This is a genomic window from Streptomyces krungchingensis (genome assembly GCF_054729265.1).
Genome location: NZ_JBPUKY010000002.1, coordinates 24,009 through 43,335 on the forward strand (window position 1 = coordinate 24,009; position 19,327 = coordinate 43,335).

Here is a 19,327-nt window from a genome sequence, read left to right on the forward strand (position 1 = left end):
ACAAGTTGCGCTGCAAGATTCGTCACTCGCCGAAGCGGTGTCCGTTCGGTGCCGACGCCGGTGACGCATGCTCGTCGAGCGAGGACGGGACAGGTCTCAGGGCCCGCTGGGCGGCTTCCGCCAGACGAAGACCTCGGTGCTGGGCGGACGTTCGGAGAACCGGCCGGCGGCGGAGGCGTCCCGCAGGATCCGGCGCAGATCGTTCTCGAAGGCCGCGCGGCGCGTGCCGAACAGGTGGGGTGCCGACGACGACATCGAGAACACCCAGGCGACGACGTCGTCCGCGCCGCGCTCCAGCGCCTGCCCGGCGGGTACGACATGTCGCTCGGGTCCGAGGAAACCGGTCCGGCGGAACACCTCGGCCTCGCCCCCGGGAGTCCCGTGCGGGAGCACTCCGCGGCCGGCCCGCCGCACCGGTCCCAGGTACTTCTTGACCAGCGCGTCGATCGCGGCGTAGGGCACGGCCGGATGCGGCAGCCCGGCGACGCCGGGGGTGTCGGTCTTGAGGTCCGAGATGTGCACCAGCGCCCCGCCGGGAGACAGCATGGTCATGATGGTCGCCGCGACCAGGTCGCGGTCCATCCAGTGGAAGGACTGGCCGAAGGCGGCGACGTCGAAGCTGCCGAGGCCCGCCGGAAGATCCTCCGCCCGGGCCCGCACCCACCGGGTCTTCCCGTCGACCCCCGCCTCGGCGGCCCGCCGCCCCGCTTCGGCGATCATCCCGCCGTCCGGGTCCACGCCGACCACCTCGCGGAACACGTGCGCGAAGGCCAGGGCCAGGATGCCCGGCCCGCATCCCACGTCGATCAGGCGTCCACGCGCGTCGAGACCCAGGGTCCGTGCGAGCACGTCCGCCAGTCCAGGGGCGTAGGGCAGTCTCCCGCGCCGGTAGTAGGGAGCGGATCCCGCGAACAGGGTCTCGTCCCACTCCCAGCCGTCGACCACTCCGGCTCCCGCCCTTCGCGAAGTTGTCTCTCCGTCAGAAGGGCCCATGCTTCCACGGTTCGGCCGGCCGCGGGGCTTCCGGCTGCGCCCCCGAGGTCACGTCAGAAGCGGTCGACCTCGACGACGGCCTGGGCGAACGCCGCCGGGGCCTCCTGCGGCAGGTTGTGGCCGATGCCCTTCAGCGTGCGGTGGTCGTACTTGCCGGTGAACCTGTCCCGGTACGTGGAGCCGTCGCCGGGCGCTGTGAAGGGATCGTGCTCGGCGTCGAGGGTGATGGTGGGCACCGTGATGACCGGACGCGCGGCCAGCTGCTTCTCGTAGCGGTCGTAGCGACGCTCGCCGTCGGCGAGGCTCAGCCGCCAGCGGTAGTTGTGCAGCACGATGGGCGTGTAGTCGGGGTTCTCGAAGGCCGCCGCGGTGCGCTCGAAGGTGGCGTCGTCGAAGTCCCAGGTCGGCGAGACGGTGTCCCAGACGAGCCGGGCCAGGTCGTGACGCTTGGTCTTGTCCTCCATGGCGAGCCGGCCGCGCTCCGTGGCGAAGTAGTACTGGTACCACCAGGCGTACTCGGCCTTGGGCGGCAGGGGCTGGAGGTTGGCCTTCAGATTCGTGATGAGGTAGCCGCTCACCGAGACCAGGGCCTTGCAGCGCTCGGGCCAGAGGGCCGCGATGATGTCGGCGGTCCGCGAGCCCCAGTCGAAACCGGCGAGCACGGCCTTGTGGATCTTCAGGGCGTCCATCAGCGCGATGATGTCGAGGGCGATCGCCGACTGCTGGGCGTTGCGGAAGGTCCGGGAGGAAAGGAACCGGGTCGTGCCGTGGCCGCGCAGGTAGGGCACGATCACGCGGTAGCCCTCCGCCGCCAGAAGCGGTGCGACGTCGACGAAGCTGTGGATGTCATAGGGCCAGCCGTGCAGACAGATGACCACGGGGCCGTGCGCGGGGCCCAGCTCCGCGTAGCCGACGTCCAGCAGCCCGGCCTTGATCTGCTTCACCGAGGCGAAGGACGTGTGGTCTCCGGGGACGCCCGTGGGCGTGGTCCCGGTCCGTGCCGGAGTCGAGTCCCGCGTGCGCGGGGCGGCGGAGGCGGACGGGAGGCTGTGCAGACCGGTCACCGCAGCGGCAGTCGCGCCCGTGCCCAGCCCCAGGGCCTTGCTGAAGGTGCGCCTGTTGATCATGTGAAATCCCTCCGTGCCCAATCCATTGTCCTGATATGCCCGACGTGGGCGATCCGAGCGGGGCGGCGGCGTGCGGCACACCCTCGGATCGGCGTCCACGGTGACCCTCGCACGGCGTGCATCACCGGTCAAGCTGGTGACGCAATTCTGTGGGGTACGCGGCGGTGACCCTTCCGGCAGGGCGAACTCGCTGGGTTCGTCGACGTGCGCGCAGGAATGCCCATCGAGCGGCCGTCGCTCTCGGTGGTCGCGACTGCTCGGGTTCGTCACCTGCTTGACTAGTGATTATCCGTGTGTGACGATCGTCGGCACATGATGAGTGGTGACTTCGGAAAGGTGCAGTCACATGAACTTCGCGAAGGGCCTCGTGGCCGTGTTCGCCGTGGTCGTCATCTCGGTCGGCTGCTTCACCCAGGTCTTCTGACGGGACTTCGGGCGGCTTTCGCCGGGCACCCGTGGGCGGCGCGCGCATCCTCGTGCGGGGTGTATGCGCCGCCCACGCGTGTTTCCGGCGCAGGGCGGCACGGCTTTCCCTTGTCCCTCCCGGTCGTGACGTCACCGGCTTGACGGGCAGACGACGAGGCGCGGAGATCCCGGGATCTCCGCGCCTCGTCGTCCGCTCATCCCCGCCCGATGCCGGCCGGGGGTCTCACAGGCACGTGCGGACGAGCCATTCGTCGTAGTTGAAGGTGTCCTTGGCCGGGTCCGGCGCCGAGGCCGGCCTCTCCTCGACGGTGTCCTCCAGGCGGATGCGCTCCGGCAGCGTGCCGAAGCGTGCGCGGCGAGCCGCTTCGGCGACGGTGTCCGCGGCCACTTCCTTGCGTGACATCTGCTCTCCTCGACCGGGCCTCGGCGGGCCCATCCGGGCGGACGGGTCGGCCGCCGTGAACGGTTTGCTCGCAGCCGGCGGAACGTCGGCGGCACCCTCCATCGTTGCTCAGAGGCTCCACCCGCGATACCGCTTGAACTGGTGACGATGCTCGCAGTCGATCCAATCACCTGTCAAGGTGGTGACGGATAGAGATGCCTCGGGCCGTCGGGCCGGTTCGTGCCGAGCCACGGGATCAAGTGGAGCCGACGCCGTGCAGCAGGGTGTCGACGACATGGTCGGCCGCCTGGGCGTCGCTGAGATGTGGCAGCTGCTGTGAGGCCAGGTGCATCAGCTGCGGCAGCAGAGAGCTCGCCCATCCCGCGGGCAGGCCGGAGCGGAGCAGTCCCTCGTCGGTGGCGCGTTCCAGGAAGACGTCGACCTCGCGGATCACGCGGTTGCGGCGTTCGCGGATGGACTCCTCGGCTCGCATCCGGGTCAGCTCGACGGGCCACTTGCGGTTGACCGTGATGATCCCCTCGACGTACCGGTGCAGCGCCACGGCGACGGGGGCCTCGCGCAGCCGGGCGGCCTCGACGGCCTCCTCGATGGCGTTGAGGCGGGCCTCGTAGATGGCGGCCAGGAGCGCTTCGCGCGAGGCGAAGCGCCGGTAGACGGTCCGGCGGTCGACGCCGGCCTCCGCGGCGATGGCCGCGATGCTCGCGGCCGGATCGGCCGCGAGCATGCGCGCGCCGGTCGTCAGGACGGTTTCCAGGTTGCGTGCTGCGTCGGCTCTCACCTCCTCAGTTTAGACGTCGCCGTGACTCCTCTGTCACATACTGGCGCATGAATGTAGCCCTCATGGATGTAAGTGCTACGGTGAAGTGACACTTAAGGCTCGAGAGAGTCCATCGAACTCATCCAGAGGGATCCCAGATGATCACGTACGACCAGCTTTTCGTCGGAGGTTCATGGGTCGCGCCGAGCAGTGCGGAACTGCTCGACATCCAGTCCCCGCACGACCGGACCGTGATCGGCCGTGCGGCTCAGGCCCAGCCCGCCGACGTGGACCGCGCGGTGGCGGCCGCCCGTGCCGCTTTCGACGCCGGCCCCTGGCCGCGTACGGCACCCGCGGAGCGCATCGCCGTCCTGCGGCGGTACAACGCGCTGCGCGAGGCCCATGCGGAGAAGATCGCCGAGCTCATCTCCGCGGAGAACGGTTCGGCCCGGTGGTTCACGCTCGCCGGTCAGCCCGGGCTCTCGCGGCAGGCCAACGCCTACTTCAAGGCGGCGGAGGAACTGGACTGGGAGGAGGCTCTCGTGCCCAGCGATCCCGCCTCGCCCGTGCGCAGCCTGCTGCGCCGCGAAGCCGTCGGTGTCGTCGCCGCCGTCATTCCGTGGAACTCGCCGTTCTCCGCCGCCAACGCCAAGATCATCCCCGCCCTCCTCGCGGGCAACACGGTCGTTCTCAAGGTCTCCCCGGAGAACTCCCTGAGCATGGGGTTCCTGGCCGAACTGCTCCAGCGGGCAGGCCTGCCCGAAGGCGTGATCAGCGTGCTGCCCGCCGACCGGGAGACCAGTGAGTACCTGGTGTCGCACCGCGACGTGGACAAGATCGCGTTCACCGGCTCGACGCGCGCCGGCCGCAGGATCGCGTCGATCGGGGGCGAGCAGCTCAAGCGGGTCAGCCTGGAACTGGGCGGCAAGTCGGCCGCCGTCATCCTGCCCGACGCCGACCTGGACAGGGCGGTCCAGGGGCTGAAGTTCGCCTCCCTGCTCAACAACGGCGAGTCCTGCATCGCGCACACCCGGATCCTCGCGCCGCGCGGCCGGTACGAGGAGGTGGTCGCCGCCCTCAAGGATCTCGTGGAGTCCCTGAAGGTCGGCGACCCGGGCGACCCCGACACGTTCATCGGCCCGATGGTGCGCCCCGATCAGCAGCAGCGCGTGCGCGACTACATCGAGCTCGGCATCCGGGAAGGCGCCCGGCTCGTCACCGGCGGCCCTCAGGTTCCGCCCGGACTGGAGGGCGGCAACTACGTCACCCCGACCGTGTTCGCCGACGTCGACAACACGATGCGGATCGCCCAGGAGGAGATCTTCGGCCCCGTCCTCGTGGTCATCGCCTACGACGACGAGGACGAGGCCGTACGCATCGCCAACGACTCCGAGTACGGCCTGTCGGGCGGCGTGTGGTCCGCGGACGAGGCCCACGCCCTCGATGTCGCCCGCCGCATCCGGACCGGCACCGTCACCGTGAACGGCGCGTCCATCGGCTTCGACGGGCCGTTCGGCGGCTTCAAGGCCAGTGGGATCGGCCGGGAGTACGGGTCCGTCGGGCTGGCCCAGTACATCGAGTACAAGACCGTCACCGTGTGACGGCCCGCTCCGAGGCGAGGGACGCGCCGATGTCCAAGAGGCGGACACCCCCGGCAACACGGTGTCCAGTACATCTAGTGTTCCGGGTGGTGTTCCGAGCGCCGGAGGGAGTCCAGGCATGGCCGAGACGACGGCAGGGCGAACGTCCGAGGGCCGGGGCGTCGTCGTCGCCCTGGAGGGCGTCGGCGTCCGCCGCCACACGAACGGGCTGGCGATCCTCTCGGAGGTCGACTGGACCGTACGCGCCGGAGAGCACTGGGCGCTGCTCGGTGCCAACGGCGCGGGCAAGACGACACTGCTGAAGCTGCTCGGCGCCCAGATGCACCCCACGACCGGCAGCGTCGAAGTACTGGGCTGCCGCCTCGGCCGGGTCGACGTACGCGAACTGCGCACCCGCATCGGCCATGTGAGCTCGGCTCAGGCCGTGCCGAAGGACGTCGACGCCCGCACCGTCGTCCTTACCGGGCACAGCGGCACGGTCCAGCCGCTGTGGCGCACGTACGACGACGAGGTGCGCGACCGTGCCGACGCGCTCCTCGCGGAACTCGGTGTCAAGGAGTTCGCCGACCGACCCTACGCGGTGTGCTCCGGCGGGCAGCGGGCGCGCATCCTGATCGCCAGGGCGCTGATGCCCGCGCCGCCCCTGCTGCTGCTCGACGAGCCGTTCAACGCGCTGGACCTGCCCTCGCGCGAGGACCTCGTCGAGGCGATGCAGCGGCTGGCCGAAAGCCGCCCGGACCTGGCCACCGTGACGGTCACTCACCATCTGGAGGAGCTGTTCCCGGCGGTCGGTCACGCGCTGCTCCTGCGCGAGGGCCGGATCCTGGTGGGCGGTCCGGTCGGCGGCGTGCTGACCGCGCCGTGGATGACGGCCTGCTTCGGCCGTCCCGTCCGGGTGGCCCGGCACGACGGCCGCTGGGCCGCGTATTCGGGCAGCCTGGCCGGGGAACGCGCCGACATCGCGACCGACGCGACGTCCTGAGGGGGGGCGGCTCCGTGAGCGGGGCGACCTCGCGAGTGCTTCGACGGCTCCCCATCAGGCGTCAAATCGGATAATTGCCTTATCTGGCGTATTTTGGAGCTCATTGGTAGGGGATTCCCGTGGTGCCCTCACCCGGCCGGTCGTCCCCACCGACGGCGGTGCCCCCACCGGAAGAGCCCCGAAAGCGAGACCACAGCCATGGACTTGAAACTCGAAGTCGTCGTACTGCCCGTCTCCGACGTCGACCGGGCCAAGGACTTCTACACGCGTCAGCTGGGCGGTCGCCTCGACGCGGACCTGCCCGTCAAGGACGGCTACCGGGTCGTGCAGGTGACGCCCCCGGGCTCCGCGTGCTCGGTCATCTTCGGCGAGGGCGTCACGGACGCGGAACCCGGCTCGGCCCAGGGTCTCTACCTGATCGTCTCCGACATCGAGAAGGCTCATGAGGAACTCACCGGCCGCGGCGTGGAGGTGACCGGCCCCTTCCACGACGAGACCGGGATCTTCCACCAGGCGGGCGAGACCGGCCGGGTGCCGGGGCCGGACTCCGAGCGTGCCACCTACGGGTCCTTCGCCTCGTTCACCGACCCCGACGGGAACGGCTGGGTCCTCCAGGAGATCACGGAGCGGCTGCCCGGCCGGTGACCGCGGCCCCCAGAGGGCGGCCGTCACCGGCCTGCCCCCGCTTCCGAGCCCGGCGAGGCCGCCGGATCCCGTCCGGCGTGTAGCCCGTATCGAAGCGATTTATGATGGTTCGGCCGTTCTTCGGTCATCGATGGGCGCAGCCATGATGCGTACGCGTACGGCGCTGCTGTGCACCGCCGCCCTGGTCGCCGCGATACTCCCGGCCCCGGCAGGAGCGGTGACCGCGGCCGCCGCCGGGCGGTCCTCCTGCGTCAACTCCCCGGAGCCGTCGCAGGGCAGGGCCCGCCAGGTCCTGGACGCCGCCGAACGGGCCGAACGCGACCTGGACCTGAACTCCGTCGTGCTGAAAGTGACTTCGGGCGGCGAGGACGTCGTCACCAAGGCCGTCGGGGAATCCATGACCGGCGTGCCGGCACGGCCCGACATGCGCTTCCGGTCCGGCTCGGTGGGCATCGCCTACATGGCCACCGTCCTGCTGCAACTCGTCGACGAGGGCAAGGCCGGCCTCGACGACCCGGTGTCGCGGTGGCTGCCCCGGGTGCCGCACGGCGACAGGATCACCCTTCGGATGCTGGGCAGCAGCACCTCGGGCCTGCACGACTACGTGACCGACCCCAAGTTCGTCGCCGCGCTCGAAGCGGCTCCGTTCCGCCACTGGACACCCCAGCAGCTCCTCGACTACTCCGCCAGTCACCCGCTGTGGTACGAGCCGGGCACCAACTGGAGCTACTCGCACGCCAATTTCGTCCTGCTCGGAGCCGCGCTGGAGAAGATCACCGGCACCCGGCTCGACAAACTGCTCGACGAGCGCGTCATGGGCCCCCTCGGACTCCACGAGACCAGCAACAGCTTCACCCCCGACATCGCCACCCCGGTACTGCACGCCTTCACATCGGAGCGCGGCCTCTATGAGGAGTCCACGTTCTGGAATCCGTCATGGACCACGGCCCCCGGCGCCGTCATCACCTCCGACATCTGCGACCTGGCCCGTTCCGCGAAGGCCATCGGGACGGGCGAACTGCTCTCGCGCAGCGGCTTCCGGACCCAGCTCGACCCGGGGACCGTGGGCCTCGGCCGTGCCACGTCCGGCTGCCCCGCCACCGTCTGCATCGCAATGACCGAAGCGCATCACTTCGGATTCGGGATCGTCGTGCTGAACGGCTGGATCATGCAGAACCCCTCGTTCTCCGGCTACGCCGCCGTCCAGGCGTATCTGCCGGACCAGCAGCTGTCCATCGCCGTCTCCACCACCGAGGGGCCCAAGACGCCGGCCGACAAGAACACCGCCCAGGTCGTGGCCCAACGCATCGCCGCGGTCCTGGCCCCCGATCATCCGCTGGCCACCGATTGAGGCGACCGGGCTACGGAACCCGACCATGTCGCCACGTCAGCGCAGGGCCGCGTCGAGTTCCTCCAGCCGGCTCGCCACCGGGCCCAGCGTGAGCAGGCCACTGCCCGCCGCCTCCTCCGCGGCCGCCGGCAGCAGGTGCGCCCGCGCCCGCTCCATCACGCCCCGGTCGCCCACGGCGACGGCGGCCCGCGCGACGAGGCACCACAGCGCTTCGGACATCAGGTCACGCGGCGGTGAGGCCAGACACCGCAGCGCCTCGCGCGCCTCCTCGGCACGCCCCTCGTCCACCAGGAGCGCGGGACGCACCCAGGGCTCGTAGGGACCCAGGTCGACGTCACCGTCCCCCGCGAAGGGCAGCCCGTGCCGCACCCGCACGCTCATCAGCGCCAGCGGCAGCAGACCGTGGCTCAGGCCGGGCATCCCGGCCCCGCGCAGTGACCCGGCCGCCCGCCGGTAGGCGTCCAGGGCGGCAGCCGGCGGCTCCGTCACCGAGACCTTCAGCGCGCGGAACCAGGTGGTGAAGACCGACACCAGCGGCAGCTCGTGCCGTGCGGCCAGTTCGTCCGCCGCGTCCGCGTGACGGCCGGCCCCGGCCAGGTCGGCCCGCGCACACCGTGACTGGAGGCGGATCAGATGCCCCAGCACCTCGTACCTGACCAGGTCGTGCCGGGCCGAGAGCGCCACGATCTCCGCGCCGACCGCGTCGCGTCGTGCCGCCAGTCCGGCTCGCTGGAACGACTGCATGAACACGCCGTTCAACGCGAAGGCGAGCAGGGACGGATCCCCGAGACGCCGCGCGATCTCCTCCGCCTGCCGGGCCGCCCGCACGGGCCACGCGTGCTCACCCGACGCCGGTTCCTCCGGCGGCAGCGCGCCCCGTGTCTCCACGGCGACCGTCGCCAGCAGCCGGCACCGCGCGGCGTCGTGCCCCTTCGCGGGCAGCGACCGCAGGGTCCGCTCCGCCGCTCCCACCAGCCGTCGAGCCTGCTCCGGGTCGTCGGAACGCGTCCAGATCGCCGGGACGTCGTAGACGCCGATGACCCGTGCCGTCAGCTCGGGGTCGCCCAGCTGTTCCGCGGCCGCCACCGCCGCGACCCGGTGCTGCCGCGCCGCCTCCAGGCCGCCCCCGCCCGTGACGGCGAGGTCCCGCATCAGCCCCGCGGTCGACTCCAGTCTGGTCCGTGCCCGCGCCGCCACGGCACCCTCGTAGGCCGCCGTGGCCCGCGCCCACACACCGTCCACGGTCTGTGCCGCGTCGGGATCCAGATGATCCGCGTGCCGCAGCACGTCCTCCTCCAGCCGGCGCAGCCGAGGCCCCGGGTCCACGCCCAGATGCTCGCGGAGCATGCCGCGCGCCCGACGCAGCACGGCCAGCGCGTCGGCCTGACGGCCGGAGCGGTAGAGCGCCAGCGCCAGCAGACGCCATGCCTCCTCGCGCCACGGATGCTCCGTGACGTGCGCGTCCAGGTCGGGCACCGCCTCGGCCGCCGCCCCCAGGGTGATCCGCGCCTGCGCCATGCGCTCGACGGCGTGCAGCCGCAGCTCGGTGAGCCGGGAGCGCTCGGCGCGCAGCCAGCGTTCGTCGCCGAAGTCCGCGAAGGCGGGGCCGCGCCACAGGTTCAGCGCCTCGGCGAACCCGTCCGCCACCTGAGCGGGTCCGGCGTCGCCCAGGGCGTCCACCACCCGCTCGAACTGCCAGGCGTCGACGTCATCCTTCGCCGCCCGCAGCGCGTATCCAGGTCCCTCGGTGACCAGCAGCCGGGGTGGTGTTCTGGGCGCCCGGTCCGGTTCGACGGCTCGCCGCAGGTCGCCGACGAACGTACGCACCGCGCCCACCGCGTCGGCCGGGGGGTCCTCCCAGAGGTCCTCCACCAGCCGGGAGACGGGCACCACCCGTCGGCGGGCGACGACCAGCCGGGCCAGGACCGCGCGGTGCCGCGGTCCCCTGAGCGGCAGCGGGTCACCTGCCTCGTCCCAGGCGATCACCGCCCCGAGCACCCCGAACCGCACCCTCACCGCCGCTGCCCGTCCCTTCCACCTGCCGCTTCTCCACGCGCCGACCCGCCCAACCTACAAGCGTTCATCCGTTGCTGATCCGCGCCCCGCAGCCTTGATCCCGTCGGCCGCCGGGGACCACCTCACGGCGGCAGGAACGGCGATCACCACCGGACCGAGGAGAAGCGCCATGACACACACCATGACCGGATTCGACCACCAGCGCGTGCGGGTGGACGACGGAGTGGAACTGCACGTCGCGGTGGGCGGGAGCGGGCCGCCGGTCGTGCTGCTGCACGGTTTCCCGCAGACCCATCTGATGTGGCGGCACGTCGCCGCGGACCTCGCCGCCGACCACACGGTCATCTGCCCCGACCTGCGCGGCTACGGCGACAGCGACAAGCCGCGGGAGGAGAGCCCGGACACGTACGCGAAGCGCACCATGGCCGACGACGTCGTCGCGCTGGCCCGCGCCCTCGGCCACGAACGTTTCGCCCTCGCGGGCCACGACCGCGGTGCTCTCGTCGCGTTCCGGGCCGGACTCGACCACCCCGATGCCGTCACCCACCTGGCCTGTCTGGACGTCCTGCCGACCCTGGACATGTGGGAGGCACTCCACGGAACATCGGCGGCCGTGGGCTTCCACCTCTACCTGATGGCCCAGCCGGCCGGCCTGCCCGAGCGGATGATCGAGGCCAGTGCCGACGCCTTCTTCGGCCACTTCCTCGATGCCTGGACCAAGGCCCCCGACGCCGTGCCGGCCGGTGTTCGCGACGTCTACCTGGCGGCGTGCCGTGGTGCCGTCCCGTCCATCGTCGCCGACTACCGCGCCTCGGCGGGCATCGACGTCGAGCACGACCGGGCGGACCGCGCGAGCGGGAGGCGACTCACCATGCCGGTGTCGGTGCTTCAGCAGGACTGGGGCGCGGCCCTCGGGTACGAGGCCGCCGCACTGTGGGGTGCCTGGGCCGCGGACCTGCGGCACTCCACCGTGTCGTGCGGTCACTTCATGGCCGAGGAGGCACCCGGCGACATCGCGAAGGCCCTGCGGGACCTGATGGCCCGCTGACCCGGGCCGGGCCGGCTCGTGCGGAACACCAGGCACGCATTCGGAACCGGCCCGCACGTATCCCGGAACCGGTGGCCGCCCTGGACCGCGCACGCCCAGAATGGGCCAAGTCGGCTCAGTCGCACGTGAGTTGTGCCCGAGCCGGTCGTACGGAGGATGCCGGCCGCAGTGCCTCGCGGTCCCGGGGACGGGTTCGTCGGTGGCCCCGGCCGCGAGGTGAGGCGGTGAGTTTCTACGAGGAGGACCTGCGTGACGCACGCACTGGTTCGACTGGCCGTCGCCGGATCACTGATCACCGCCGTCTCGGCACTGGCCCCCGCCGCGCAGGCGACCCCTGCGGGCCCCGGGGTCACCGGCCGGGTCATCTCGCAGACCACGGTCGGCGGCACCGACTACGTCCTGCGGGAGGTGACCATACCGCCAGGTCAGGCGACCGGATGGCACTATCACGACGGCGTCCTCTATGGGTATGTCAAGCAGGGAACCCTGTCCCATTTCGACGCCACGTGCACGTCGGACGGTGTGTATCCCAGAGGCAGTGCCGTGAAGGAGCCGGCGGGCCCCGGCAACGTGCACATCGGCAGGAACCTGGGAACCACGGACGTCGTCCTCGAAGTCCTCTACGTCCTGCCGCACGGCGCCCCCTTCTCGGAGGACGCGGCGAACCCCGGGTGCGACTTCGCATAGCCGTTCCCGGACGGTCTGTTCTCCACTCGCGGGGCTGCCCGGTCGGGCAGCCCCGCGCTCCGGTGCGGGCCCGGCGCGGACGGTCCGCGTCGCCGTGGCGCGGTGGGTGTGCCGGAGAGGAGCTCAGCGCCGGTGGCCTTCCGGCACGGGACAGGGCTCGGCGGGGGAGCCGGCGGAGAGAAGGCGGCGCAGCCAGCGCAGTCTCGCCGCGCGCGCCTCGCGTGAGACGGCCGCCTGCGGAGCGGCGAAGTCGAATCCGTGGAAACCCCCGGGCCACACGTGCAGTTCGGCCACTCCGCCGGCCTGCCAGACGCGCGAGGCGTGGGCGACCACCTCGTCGCGGAACGTCTCCGCCGAACCCACGTCCAGGAACGCCGGGGGAAGGCCGGACAGATCCTCCGCCCGTGCCGGAGCCGCGTAGCCGGGTACGTCGTCGCTGCCGTGCAGTTCGCCCAGGAAGTGCCGCCAGGCGGTGCCGTTGGACTCCCTGTCCCAGATTCCCCGCCCCTCCATCTGACGGGCGGAGGGGCTGTCGTTGCGGTCGTCGAGCATCGGGCAGAGAAGCATCTGTCCCAGGGGCCGCGGGCCCCCGCGGTCCCGGGTGAGCAGACACAGGGCCGCGGCGAGCCCGCCGCCTCCGCTGACCCCGGCCACGACGATGCGCCCGGGATCGATCGCGACGTCCTCGGCATGTCCGGCGAGCCACTCCAGCGCGGCGAAGCAGTCGTCCAAGGCCGCCGGGTACGGGTGCTCCGGTGCCAGCCGGTACTCCACGGACACCACGGCGAGCCCGAGTTCCGCCGCCCAGGGCAGGAGCGAGTCCACCCCGAGGCGACTGCTGCCCATGATCATGCCGCCGCCGTGCAGGTGGAACAGCACCGGAAGAGCTCCGCGGGCGCCCGCCGGGCGGCACACGAGGAGGCGGACGCCGGGCGCCCCGACCGGTCCCGGGACGGTCCGTTCCTCGACGTGGAAGGCGCCGTCGCGGGCGAGGTCCTCGTTCGTGGGCATCAGCGGAACCTGCTCGGCACGCAGCGAGACCAGCTCGCCCGGCGACAACGCGCTGTTCATGTGCTGTGCCAGCGCGTCGGCCAGGCCTTCGAGCTCGCCGTCGAACGGCGGGGGGTTCAGTTCCACGGGCCATCCAGTCGGAATCGGGAGACGGTCCCGCCCCATGTCACGGACCGGGCGGGCTTCGAAGCCGTGTGCCCTCCGCAACGCCTCCGCATGCGCACACACGCCAGGGACCACACCCACAGGCGAGCGCGCTCTTGTGGGTTCCGACCCCATATCCGGCCCCTGCAGGCGGACTTAACCTCCCGGACACCCATCCACCGCGACTCACACTCGACGGAGTGCCCATGAGAGCGTCGCCAGCTGCCCTGTTCCGCCGGCTGATCGTCCTGCTGTCGCTCGTCGCAGCGGTCCTCGTGCTGCCCACGGCGACCGACGCGGCCGCCGCCGCGCCCGCTCCGGTGCCGGGGGACCTCAAGCCCTACGACGTCGACGCCGTGTACAGCGCGGGGGTCTCCTCCGGCGGATACATGGCCACCCAGCTCCATGTGGCGTACTCGGGAACGTTCACGGGCTCGGCGGTCTTCGCCGCGGGGCCGTACGACTGCGCGCAGAACGACCTCAACAAGGCCCTGAACGCCTGCATGGACACCTTGCAGGACCTTCAGCTCGACAAGCTGGAACAGACGACGCGGGACTGGTCGGCGCAGGGCCTCGTCGACCCCGTGGCCAACCTGTCGGGCGACCCGGTGTACGTGTTCAGCGGCTCCGGCGACACGACCGTCAAGCGTCCGGTGGCCGACGCGCTCGCCGCCTACTACGGCCGCTTCGGTGCCCAGGTCCGCTACGACAACAGCACCACCGCGGGACACGCCTGGATCAGCCCGCTCGGCCCGAACTCCTGCACCGTCACCCAGAGTCCGTGGATCAACAACTGCGGGATCGACGCCGAGCGCGACCTGCTCGGCCATCTGCTCGGCTCCGTCGCCGCGCCGAGCGGCGGTCCCACCGGCACACTCACCCAGTTCGACCAGAACAAGTACGTCCCGGGCGGCGCCGCCAAGGCCGTCTCGATGGACGACAAGGGCTTCGTCTACGTGCCGACGGCCTGCGCGGGCGGCGCGGCCTGCAAGCTGGTCGTGGCCCTGCACGGCTGCAAGCAGGGCTACTCGTACCAGGGCTTCGGCAGCCAGTTCATCGACAAGGCGTACCTCGACGAGTACGCCGACACGAACCATCTCATCGTCCTGTATCCGCAGGCCGTCGCGACGACCACGCTGGACAACCCCAACGGCTGCTGGAACTGGTGGGGTTACCTCGGGGACTCCGCCTACGCGCGGCACGGCGGGAAGCAGATCGAGGCGATCATGGCGATGGTGAAGGCGCTCTCCGGCAGCGCACCGCCACCGGTGCAGAACACGGTGACGGCGGCGAGCGTCGACTCCCAGGACGGCTATGTGAAGGCCGCCGCGGACGGTACGGGCGCGGCCGTCGGAACGCTGGAGAGCACGTACGGTCTCGCCGTCGGCCGCGGCAGCGACGGCAAGCACAACCGGACGGTCCTGTCCTTCGACACCTCGCAGATCCCCGCCGGCAAGCAGATCACCCGCGCGTACGTGACGCTCACGAGGAGCAGTGGCGTCGGGGACCCCTGGTCCAGTCCCGCGGGCAACCGGCTGCTCGTCGACGTGAACAGGGGCTGCCTCGGCGGATGTTCCGTCGAGGCCTCGGACTGGGCGGCCACCGCCACGGCACCCGGCGCCGCCGTCGTCGGATCCTTCTCGTCCGGCAGCAGGTCCTCCACCGACCTGTCGGCGGCGGGGCTCGCCGCGATCGACCGGACGGGCACCACCCAGGTGCGCCTCCGCTTCGAATCGAACCCCGCCTCGACCGCGTACCTCTTCGTCAACAAGGACACCCGGGCGACACTGACCGTCGAGTACCAGTAGCGGCAGACCCGCAGCAGACGGGGGCTTCCCGCGGCCGGACACCGCTCCGCCGGCCACGGGAAGCTCAGTGCGGCTGATCGGCCCCGAGCGAGCCGATCATGCGGACGGCGTCGCGCAGCCCGTACGGCCGCAGCAGCCCGGGCTCGGCCCGCCGGTCCCAGCCCGGCCCGCACAACAGCACCGTGGTGCGGGTCCTGGCGCCTTGAACTCCCCACCGTTCGGCGGCGATGTGACGCGCCAGCGGGAGGCTCGCGGTGGAGCGGGACTGCGACCACAGGACCACGGCGAGAGGGCTCACGCGATGGACGGCCGCGAGGAACGCCTCCGCCGGGACGTCTCCGCCCAGCATCAAGGCGGCCGCGCCCTGCTCCGCGAGGGCGGCGCCGAGCGCCTCGATCGGCAGGGTGTGCGGTTCGCCCGGGAGACACCCGAGGAGGACGGGGGAGACACCCTGCCGGGCTTCCCGGGCCGCGGCCGCGGTCACATACGCATGGCGCAGGGTGGCGGAGACGTGCCAGGACAACAGGTGCTCGACCTCGACATGACGGTCGTCCGAGGCCTGCCACTTGCGTCCGACCGCGTGCAGGGCGGGCATCATCACCTCTTCCCAGGCCGTGGCCAGGCCGTGGCTGCGTACGGCGCGGGTCAGGTGCCGCTGCACGGCCGCGCCGTCCAGCCGGACGGCGGCGGAGGCCAGACCTCGGCATTCCCTGCGCGCGTCCCCGGCGGGCGGTTCGCCCTCCGGGGCCTCGTCCTCGGGATCCGGGGTGCGCGCGGAGGCCGTGAGCGCGGGCCCGTCCGTCCCCAGCGGGGACGTGCCGGGCGGGTCGGCCGTCGGTGTGCCGCGAATCCGGGCATGTCTCTTGGCCGTGCGGGCGGCCTCCGCGGGCGGCACGCCCGCCGTCGTCAGCCGGCACATCTCCTGGACCATGCGGACGTCGTCCGGGGACCAGCGACGATGCCGGCCGTCCGTCCGTACCGCCGGCCCGAGCCCGTACCGGCGGTCCCAGGACCGAAGCGTCATGGGGGAGACACCCAGTTTGCGTGCCAGGAATCCGGTCGTCACACCCGCGTCGGCGGGTTCCGCCGCCCGGTGGGCGTTCACCTCCATGGCGCGTCCCTTCAGTTCAGCCGGACGCCGGAGCCGAAGTGCTGGTCCAGGGCCTGGGGCAGCTGCCGGGAGACTTCGTTGCCGAGCCGCTCGAACTCCCGCTTCAGCAGGGGGCCGGCCAGCCGGACCCAGCCGTGGAAATCGATGCGGGCCCGGTAGACGAGCAGCGTCCGCTCACCCCGGCTCTCGAAGAGCATGTCGTCCGTCGACGTCGCGGTCCTGTTGCGCCCCACGAAGGTCAGACGATCGTGCTGGTGCCGCACGAGCCGGTAGCGCAGTTCGGTGCGACGGCCGCGGAATTCCGACACGTTGAGCCACTCGGCGCCCTTGGTGACCGGGCCGCTCCCGACCCGCTCGCAGCTGACGGTGCCGGGATCCCAGGCCACGGCATGGGAGAAGTCCGCGAGCCAGCGCACGACATCGGGCAGCGGATGGCCAAGGAGGACGGCGCGCTCGACTCGGACCATGGGCCTCTTCCCTCTCGGACGCCCCGGCGGGCATCGCCGGTACGGGTGGACACCCTCGGTTCGGCGCGGACCACCGCCATGGATGCAGGTGTCACCCGAGAGGAGGCATCGGGACCCACCTCGTAGGGAGCACGCTGAAACGGCATATCGATGCAGACTCGATGCAAGTTGTATCGATGCATTCCTGCGCCGCAGGGTGGGAGCGTGACGTCGCCCGGAGCGACCGGCGCACCCCGGCCTCCGGGGGACGGCACGGCGAACGCACGGTCCGCCGCTTCCACCGGGAGAAACGCCGATCCCGCGAGGAGACGGTCTTCCACGGCGCGAGGAGCAGTCGTCATGACCACCATCCAGACCCGCGAGCACTCCCGCGACGACACGTCGCTGTGGGCGCCGGTGGAGGAGTCACTCGCCGACGAGCAGCTCGCCGAAGGCTTCCGGCGAGGGGACGAAGCCTGCCTGACGGCCATGTACCAACGATGGGGCTCGCTGGTGTACACGCTCGCGCGGCGATCCCTGGGCGACGCGCGCGAGGCCGAGGACGTCACCCAGGTGGTGTTCCTGGCGGCCTGGCGCGGCCGCGGCGGCTACTCGCCCGAACGCGGCGCGCTGTCGGCCTGGCTGGTGGGCATCACCCGGCGCAAGATCGCCGACGCGCTCTCGGCCCGTACCCGGCGCTCCGAACTCGTCGCGGCGGCCGGCGCGAAGCTGTCGCTCGACACCCACGACGGCCCACCGCAGCCGGACGCCGTGGTGGACCGCGTCGTCATCGGCGTCGAACTGGACCGGCTGCCCGCACCGCAGCGATGCGTGCTCAGCCTCGCCTTCTACGACGACCTCACACAGACCCAGATCGCGCGGCTCACCGGCTGGCCGCTCGGCACGGTCAAGAGTCACGGCGTGGGCTGCACCGGCTGGGCCGCAGGCTTCGGGACGCCGATGCGGGCTTCAAGCAGCCGACTGCCCCTGGGGCCGCGGGTGACTGCCCGTAGTACCGACGCACCATCGATGCGACCTGCGTCGGCGGGTCATGCCCGGCCGACCCGCGCCAGGTGCATCCGAAGGGGCCGCGTCGCGGGGAAGAGTGTGCGGGGTCCGCAGTCCGCGCCGTGTGCACCACGGCGCCGACCGTCCGCGGAGGTGTGACCGATGAGCGATCCTCGGCAGGCTCCTCACCTGCATCCCGCCGACCTGGCGCAGCACGCCCTCGACCTCGGGGAGGCACCACACCCGGCGGACGCACGCCACCTCGCCCACTGTGCGCCGTGCCGGAGCCGGCTCGCGGAGTTCCGGCGCGTCGTGGCCGCGGGCAGGAACGCGCGCCCGTACGACCCTCTGCACGCTCCACCACCCCGCGTCTGGCAGGCCATCCGCACACAGGCCCGCGCCGGCCGTCCGGCGCCGCACCGCCCGACGGCCCGACCGCCGTTCCCCGGCACGAAAGGACAGGGCAATGCCCACTGATGAAGCGGACGTCGTCGTGGTCGGCGCCGGCCTGGCGGGACTCGCGTGCGCGAGCGACCTGAGCGCCGCAGGGATGAGGGTGCGCGTCCTCGAAGCCTCGGACGGGGTCGGCGGGCGGATGCGCTCCGACCGCGTCGACGGTTTCGTGGTGGACCGGGGCTTCCAGGTGTTCAACACGGCCTACCCACAGGTCAAACGACGTCTCGAGCTCCGCCCCCTGCGACTGCGCCCCTTCACACCGGGATTCCTCGCGCACACCGACCGGGGACGCATCCGCTTCAGCGACCCCAGCCGTCGGCCCCGGCACGCAGCGGGACTGCTGTCCGGACACGGCGCCGGTACGCGCGACCTGCTCGCCCTGGGCAGGCTGTCGGCCCGCGACGCGCTCGTGCCGGCGGGCGCGTTGAAACGCGGCAAGGAGCAGACGACCCGCCACGCCCTCAACGCCTCCGGTCTGTCCGGGACGTTCGTCGAAGAGGCCCTGCGGCCGTTCCTGTCGGGTGTCTTCCTGGAGGACGAACTGGAGACGTCCAGCCGGGTCTTCCACCTCGTCTGGCGCAGCATGCTGCGCGGCACGCTGTGCCTGCCCGCCACGGGTGTCGGCGCCGTCCCGGCCCAGCTGGCGGCCTCGCTGCCGCCGGGCACCCTCCGCCTCGACCACCCCGTCCGACGCCTCACCGACGACGGGGTGCTGGGCGCCGACGGCACCGAGACCGCCGCCCCTGCCGTCGTGGTGGCGACGGGACCCGGCCCGGCCGCCCGGCTGCTGCCCCACCTGCCGGTCCCGGCCTACCGCACCGTCACGTCGTACTACCACGCGGCCCCGACGTCACCGCTCACCGAGCCGACCCTGATGACCGACGCGCGGCGCCGGTTCGTCAACACGTGCGTCCTCAGCGAAGTGGTGCCCGGCTACGCGCCCCTAGGAGCCGCTCTGGTCGTCACATCCGTCCTCGGCGAGGACACGCCGGGCCGCGAGGATGCGGTGCGCGAGGCGCTGGCCGAGGCGTACGACACCGACACGGCGGGGTGGAGCCGGGTGGCGGTCCGTACGATCGCGGACGCGCTGCCCGCGATGCCGCCCCCGCAGCCGCTCACCCGCACGACCCGTGTCGGCTCCGGCCGTTACGTGTGCGGCGACCACCGGGCCACCGGCTCCGTGCAGGGAGCCCTGGCCTCTGGCGGCCGGGCGGCGCGCGCGGTGCTGCGCAGCTCGGGGCGGTAGCCGGGGCTGGGCGGAGCGGGGCGCGGACCCGCACGCGCGAGGGCGGACGGCCGGCGTGGCA

The 19,327-nt window shown here is 72.0% G+C and carries 17 protein-coding genes and 1 pseudogene; 10 read left to right on the forward strand and 8 right to left on the reverse strand.

What is annotated here, in order from left to right:
• Positions 1 to 96 precede the first annotated feature (96 nt).
• The 4 genes from ACSYGO_RS40760 to ACSYGO_RS40775 form a co-directional block, all read right to left on the reverse strand.
• On the reverse strand, positions 97 to 945 hold the full coding sequence (locus tag ACSYGO_RS40760; RefSeq protein ID WP_426676423.1) for a class I SAM-dependent methyltransferase: 849 nt from the start codon (positions 943 to 945) through the stop codon (positions 97 to 99).
• Positions 946 to 1,046: 101 nt separating this feature from the next.
• On the reverse strand, positions 1,047 to 2,120 hold the full coding sequence (locus tag ACSYGO_RS40765; protein WP_460389841.1) for an alpha/beta fold hydrolase: 1,074 nt from the start codon (positions 2,118 to 2,120) through the stop codon (positions 1,047 to 1,049).
• Between the two features lie 649 nt (positions 2,121 to 2,769).
• Complete coding sequence (locus tag ACSYGO_RS40770) at positions 2,770 to 2,949, reverse strand: hypothetical protein (RefSeq protein ID WP_426676421.1); 180 nt, start codon at positions 2,947 to 2,949, stop codon at positions 2,770 to 2,772.
• 235 nt (positions 2,950 to 3,184) lie between these two features.
• Positions 3,185 to 3,673 (reverse strand): TetR/AcrR family transcriptional regulator, encoded by a 489-nt coding sequence (locus ACSYGO_RS40775; protein WP_460390418.1) that lies wholly within the window; start codon positions 3,671 to 3,673, stop codon positions 3,185 to 3,187.
• A gap of 191 nt (positions 3,674 to 3,864) precedes the next feature.
• On the opposite strand from ACSYGO_RS40775, the gene ACSYGO_RS40780 reads away from it, so the two are divergent.
• The 4 genes from ACSYGO_RS40780 to ACSYGO_RS40795 all read left to right on the forward strand — a co-directional run bounded on the left by ACSYGO_RS40780 (position 3,865) and on the right by ACSYGO_RS40795 (position 8,285).
• Positions 3,865 to 5,307 carry an aldehyde dehydrogenase gene (locus ACSYGO_RS40780; RefSeq protein ID WP_426676420.1) on the forward strand — a complete coding sequence of 481 codons (1,443 nt, stop codon included), beginning with the start codon at positions 3,865 to 3,867 and terminating at the stop codon, positions 5,305 to 5,307.
• Between the two features lie 118 nt (positions 5,308 to 5,425).
• A complete protein-coding gene (locus tag ACSYGO_RS40785) occupies positions 5,426 to 6,289 on the forward strand; it encodes an ABC transporter ATP-binding protein (RefSeq protein WP_460389842.1) in 864 nt (287 codons plus the stop codon).
• Between the two features lie 198 nt (positions 6,290 to 6,487).
• Positions 6,488 to 6,934: a VOC family protein gene (locus tag ACSYGO_RS40790; RefSeq protein WP_426676418.1), complete on the forward strand. Its 447-nt coding sequence runs from the start codon at positions 6,488 to 6,490 to the stop codon at positions 6,932 to 6,934.
• A gap of 142 nt (positions 6,935 to 7,076) precedes the next feature.
• Positions 7,077 to 8,285 (forward strand): serine hydrolase domain-containing protein, encoded by a 1,209-nt coding sequence (locus tag ACSYGO_RS40795; RefSeq protein ID WP_432173172.1) that lies wholly within the window; start codon positions 7,077 to 7,079, stop codon positions 8,283 to 8,285.
• A gap of 36 nt (positions 8,286 to 8,321) precedes the next feature.
• Here the strand turns inward: ACSYGO_RS40795 and ACSYGO_RS40800 are convergent, their stop codons facing one another.
• Positions 8,322 to 10,301 (reverse strand): AfsR/SARP family transcriptional regulator, encoded by a 1,980-nt coding sequence (locus tag ACSYGO_RS40800; RefSeq protein ID WP_460389843.1) that lies wholly within the window; start codon positions 10,299 to 10,301, stop codon positions 8,322 to 8,324.
• Between the two features lie 169 nt (positions 10,302 to 10,470).
• Here ACSYGO_RS40800 and ACSYGO_RS40805 point away from each other — a divergent pair, with 169 nt between their 5' ends.
• Both ACSYGO_RS40805 and ACSYGO_RS40810 read left to right on the forward strand, forming a co-directional pair.
• Positions 10,471 to 11,349: an alpha/beta hydrolase gene (locus tag ACSYGO_RS40805; protein WP_460389844.1), complete on the forward strand. Its 879-nt coding sequence runs from the start codon at positions 10,471 to 10,473 to the stop codon at positions 11,347 to 11,349.
• Positions 11,350 to 11,598: 249 nt separating this feature from the next.
• Positions 11,599 to 12,036: a cupin domain-containing protein gene (locus tag ACSYGO_RS40810; RefSeq protein ID WP_460389845.1), complete on the forward strand. Its 438-nt coding sequence runs from the start codon at positions 11,599 to 11,601 to the stop codon at positions 12,034 to 12,036.
• A gap of 123 nt (positions 12,037 to 12,159) precedes the next feature.
• On the opposite strand, the gene ACSYGO_RS40815 is transcribed toward ACSYGO_RS40810, so the two are convergent.
• Positions 12,160 to 13,212 carry an alpha/beta hydrolase gene (locus tag ACSYGO_RS40815; protein WP_460389846.1) on the reverse strand — a complete coding sequence of 351 codons (1,053 nt, stop codon included), beginning with the start codon at positions 13,210 to 13,212 and terminating at the stop codon, positions 12,160 to 12,162.
• A 185-nt stretch (positions 13,213 to 13,397) separates the two neighbouring features.
• Here ACSYGO_RS40815 and ACSYGO_RS40820 point away from each other — a divergent pair, with 185 nt between their 5' ends.
• Positions 13,398 to 14,999 carry an extracellular catalytic domain type 2 short-chain-length polyhydroxyalkanoate depolymerase gene (locus tag ACSYGO_RS40820; protein ID WP_460389847.1) on the forward strand — a complete coding sequence of 534 codons (1,602 nt, stop codon included), beginning with the start codon at positions 13,398 to 13,400 and terminating at the stop codon, positions 14,997 to 14,999.
• Positions 15,000 to 15,063: 64 nt separating this feature from the next.
• On the opposite strand, the gene ACSYGO_RS40825 is transcribed toward ACSYGO_RS40820, so the two are convergent.
• A complete protein-coding gene (locus ACSYGO_RS40825; RefSeq protein WP_460389848.1) occupies positions 15,064 to 16,110 on the reverse strand; it encodes a MerR family transcriptional regulator in 1,047 nt (348 codons plus the stop codon).
• Between the two features lie 11 nt (positions 16,111 to 16,121).
• Positions 16,122 to 16,577, reverse strand: coding sequence for an SRPBCC family protein (locus tag ACSYGO_RS40830; RefSeq protein ID WP_426676410.1), 456 nt, complete (start codon positions 16,575 to 16,577; stop codon positions 16,122 to 16,124).
• 339 nt (positions 16,578 to 16,916) lie between these two features.
• Between ACSYGO_RS40830 and ACSYGO_RS40835 the strand changes: the two are divergent.
• The 3 genes and pseudogenes from ACSYGO_RS40835 (at position 16,917) to ACSYGO_RS40845 (ending at position 19,266) form a co-directional block, all read left to right on the forward strand.
• Positions 16,917 to 17,569, forward strand: a pseudogene (locus ACSYGO_RS40835) (sigma-70 family RNA polymerase sigma factor).
• A 157-nt stretch (positions 17,570 to 17,726) separates the two neighbouring features.
• Entirely contained in the window at positions 17,727 to 18,041 is a 315-nt protein-coding gene (locus ACSYGO_RS40840) for an anti-sigma factor (RefSeq protein ID WP_426676408.1), read from the forward strand.
• Complete coding sequence (locus tag ACSYGO_RS40845) at positions 18,031 to 19,266, forward strand: NAD(P)/FAD-dependent oxidoreductase (protein ID WP_426676407.1); 1,236 nt, start codon at positions 18,031 to 18,033, stop codon at positions 19,264 to 19,266. The genes ACSYGO_RS40840 and ACSYGO_RS40845 overlap by 11 nt, the downstream gene beginning before the upstream one ends.
• The last annotated feature ends 61 nt before the right edge of the window (positions 19,267 to 19,327 follow it).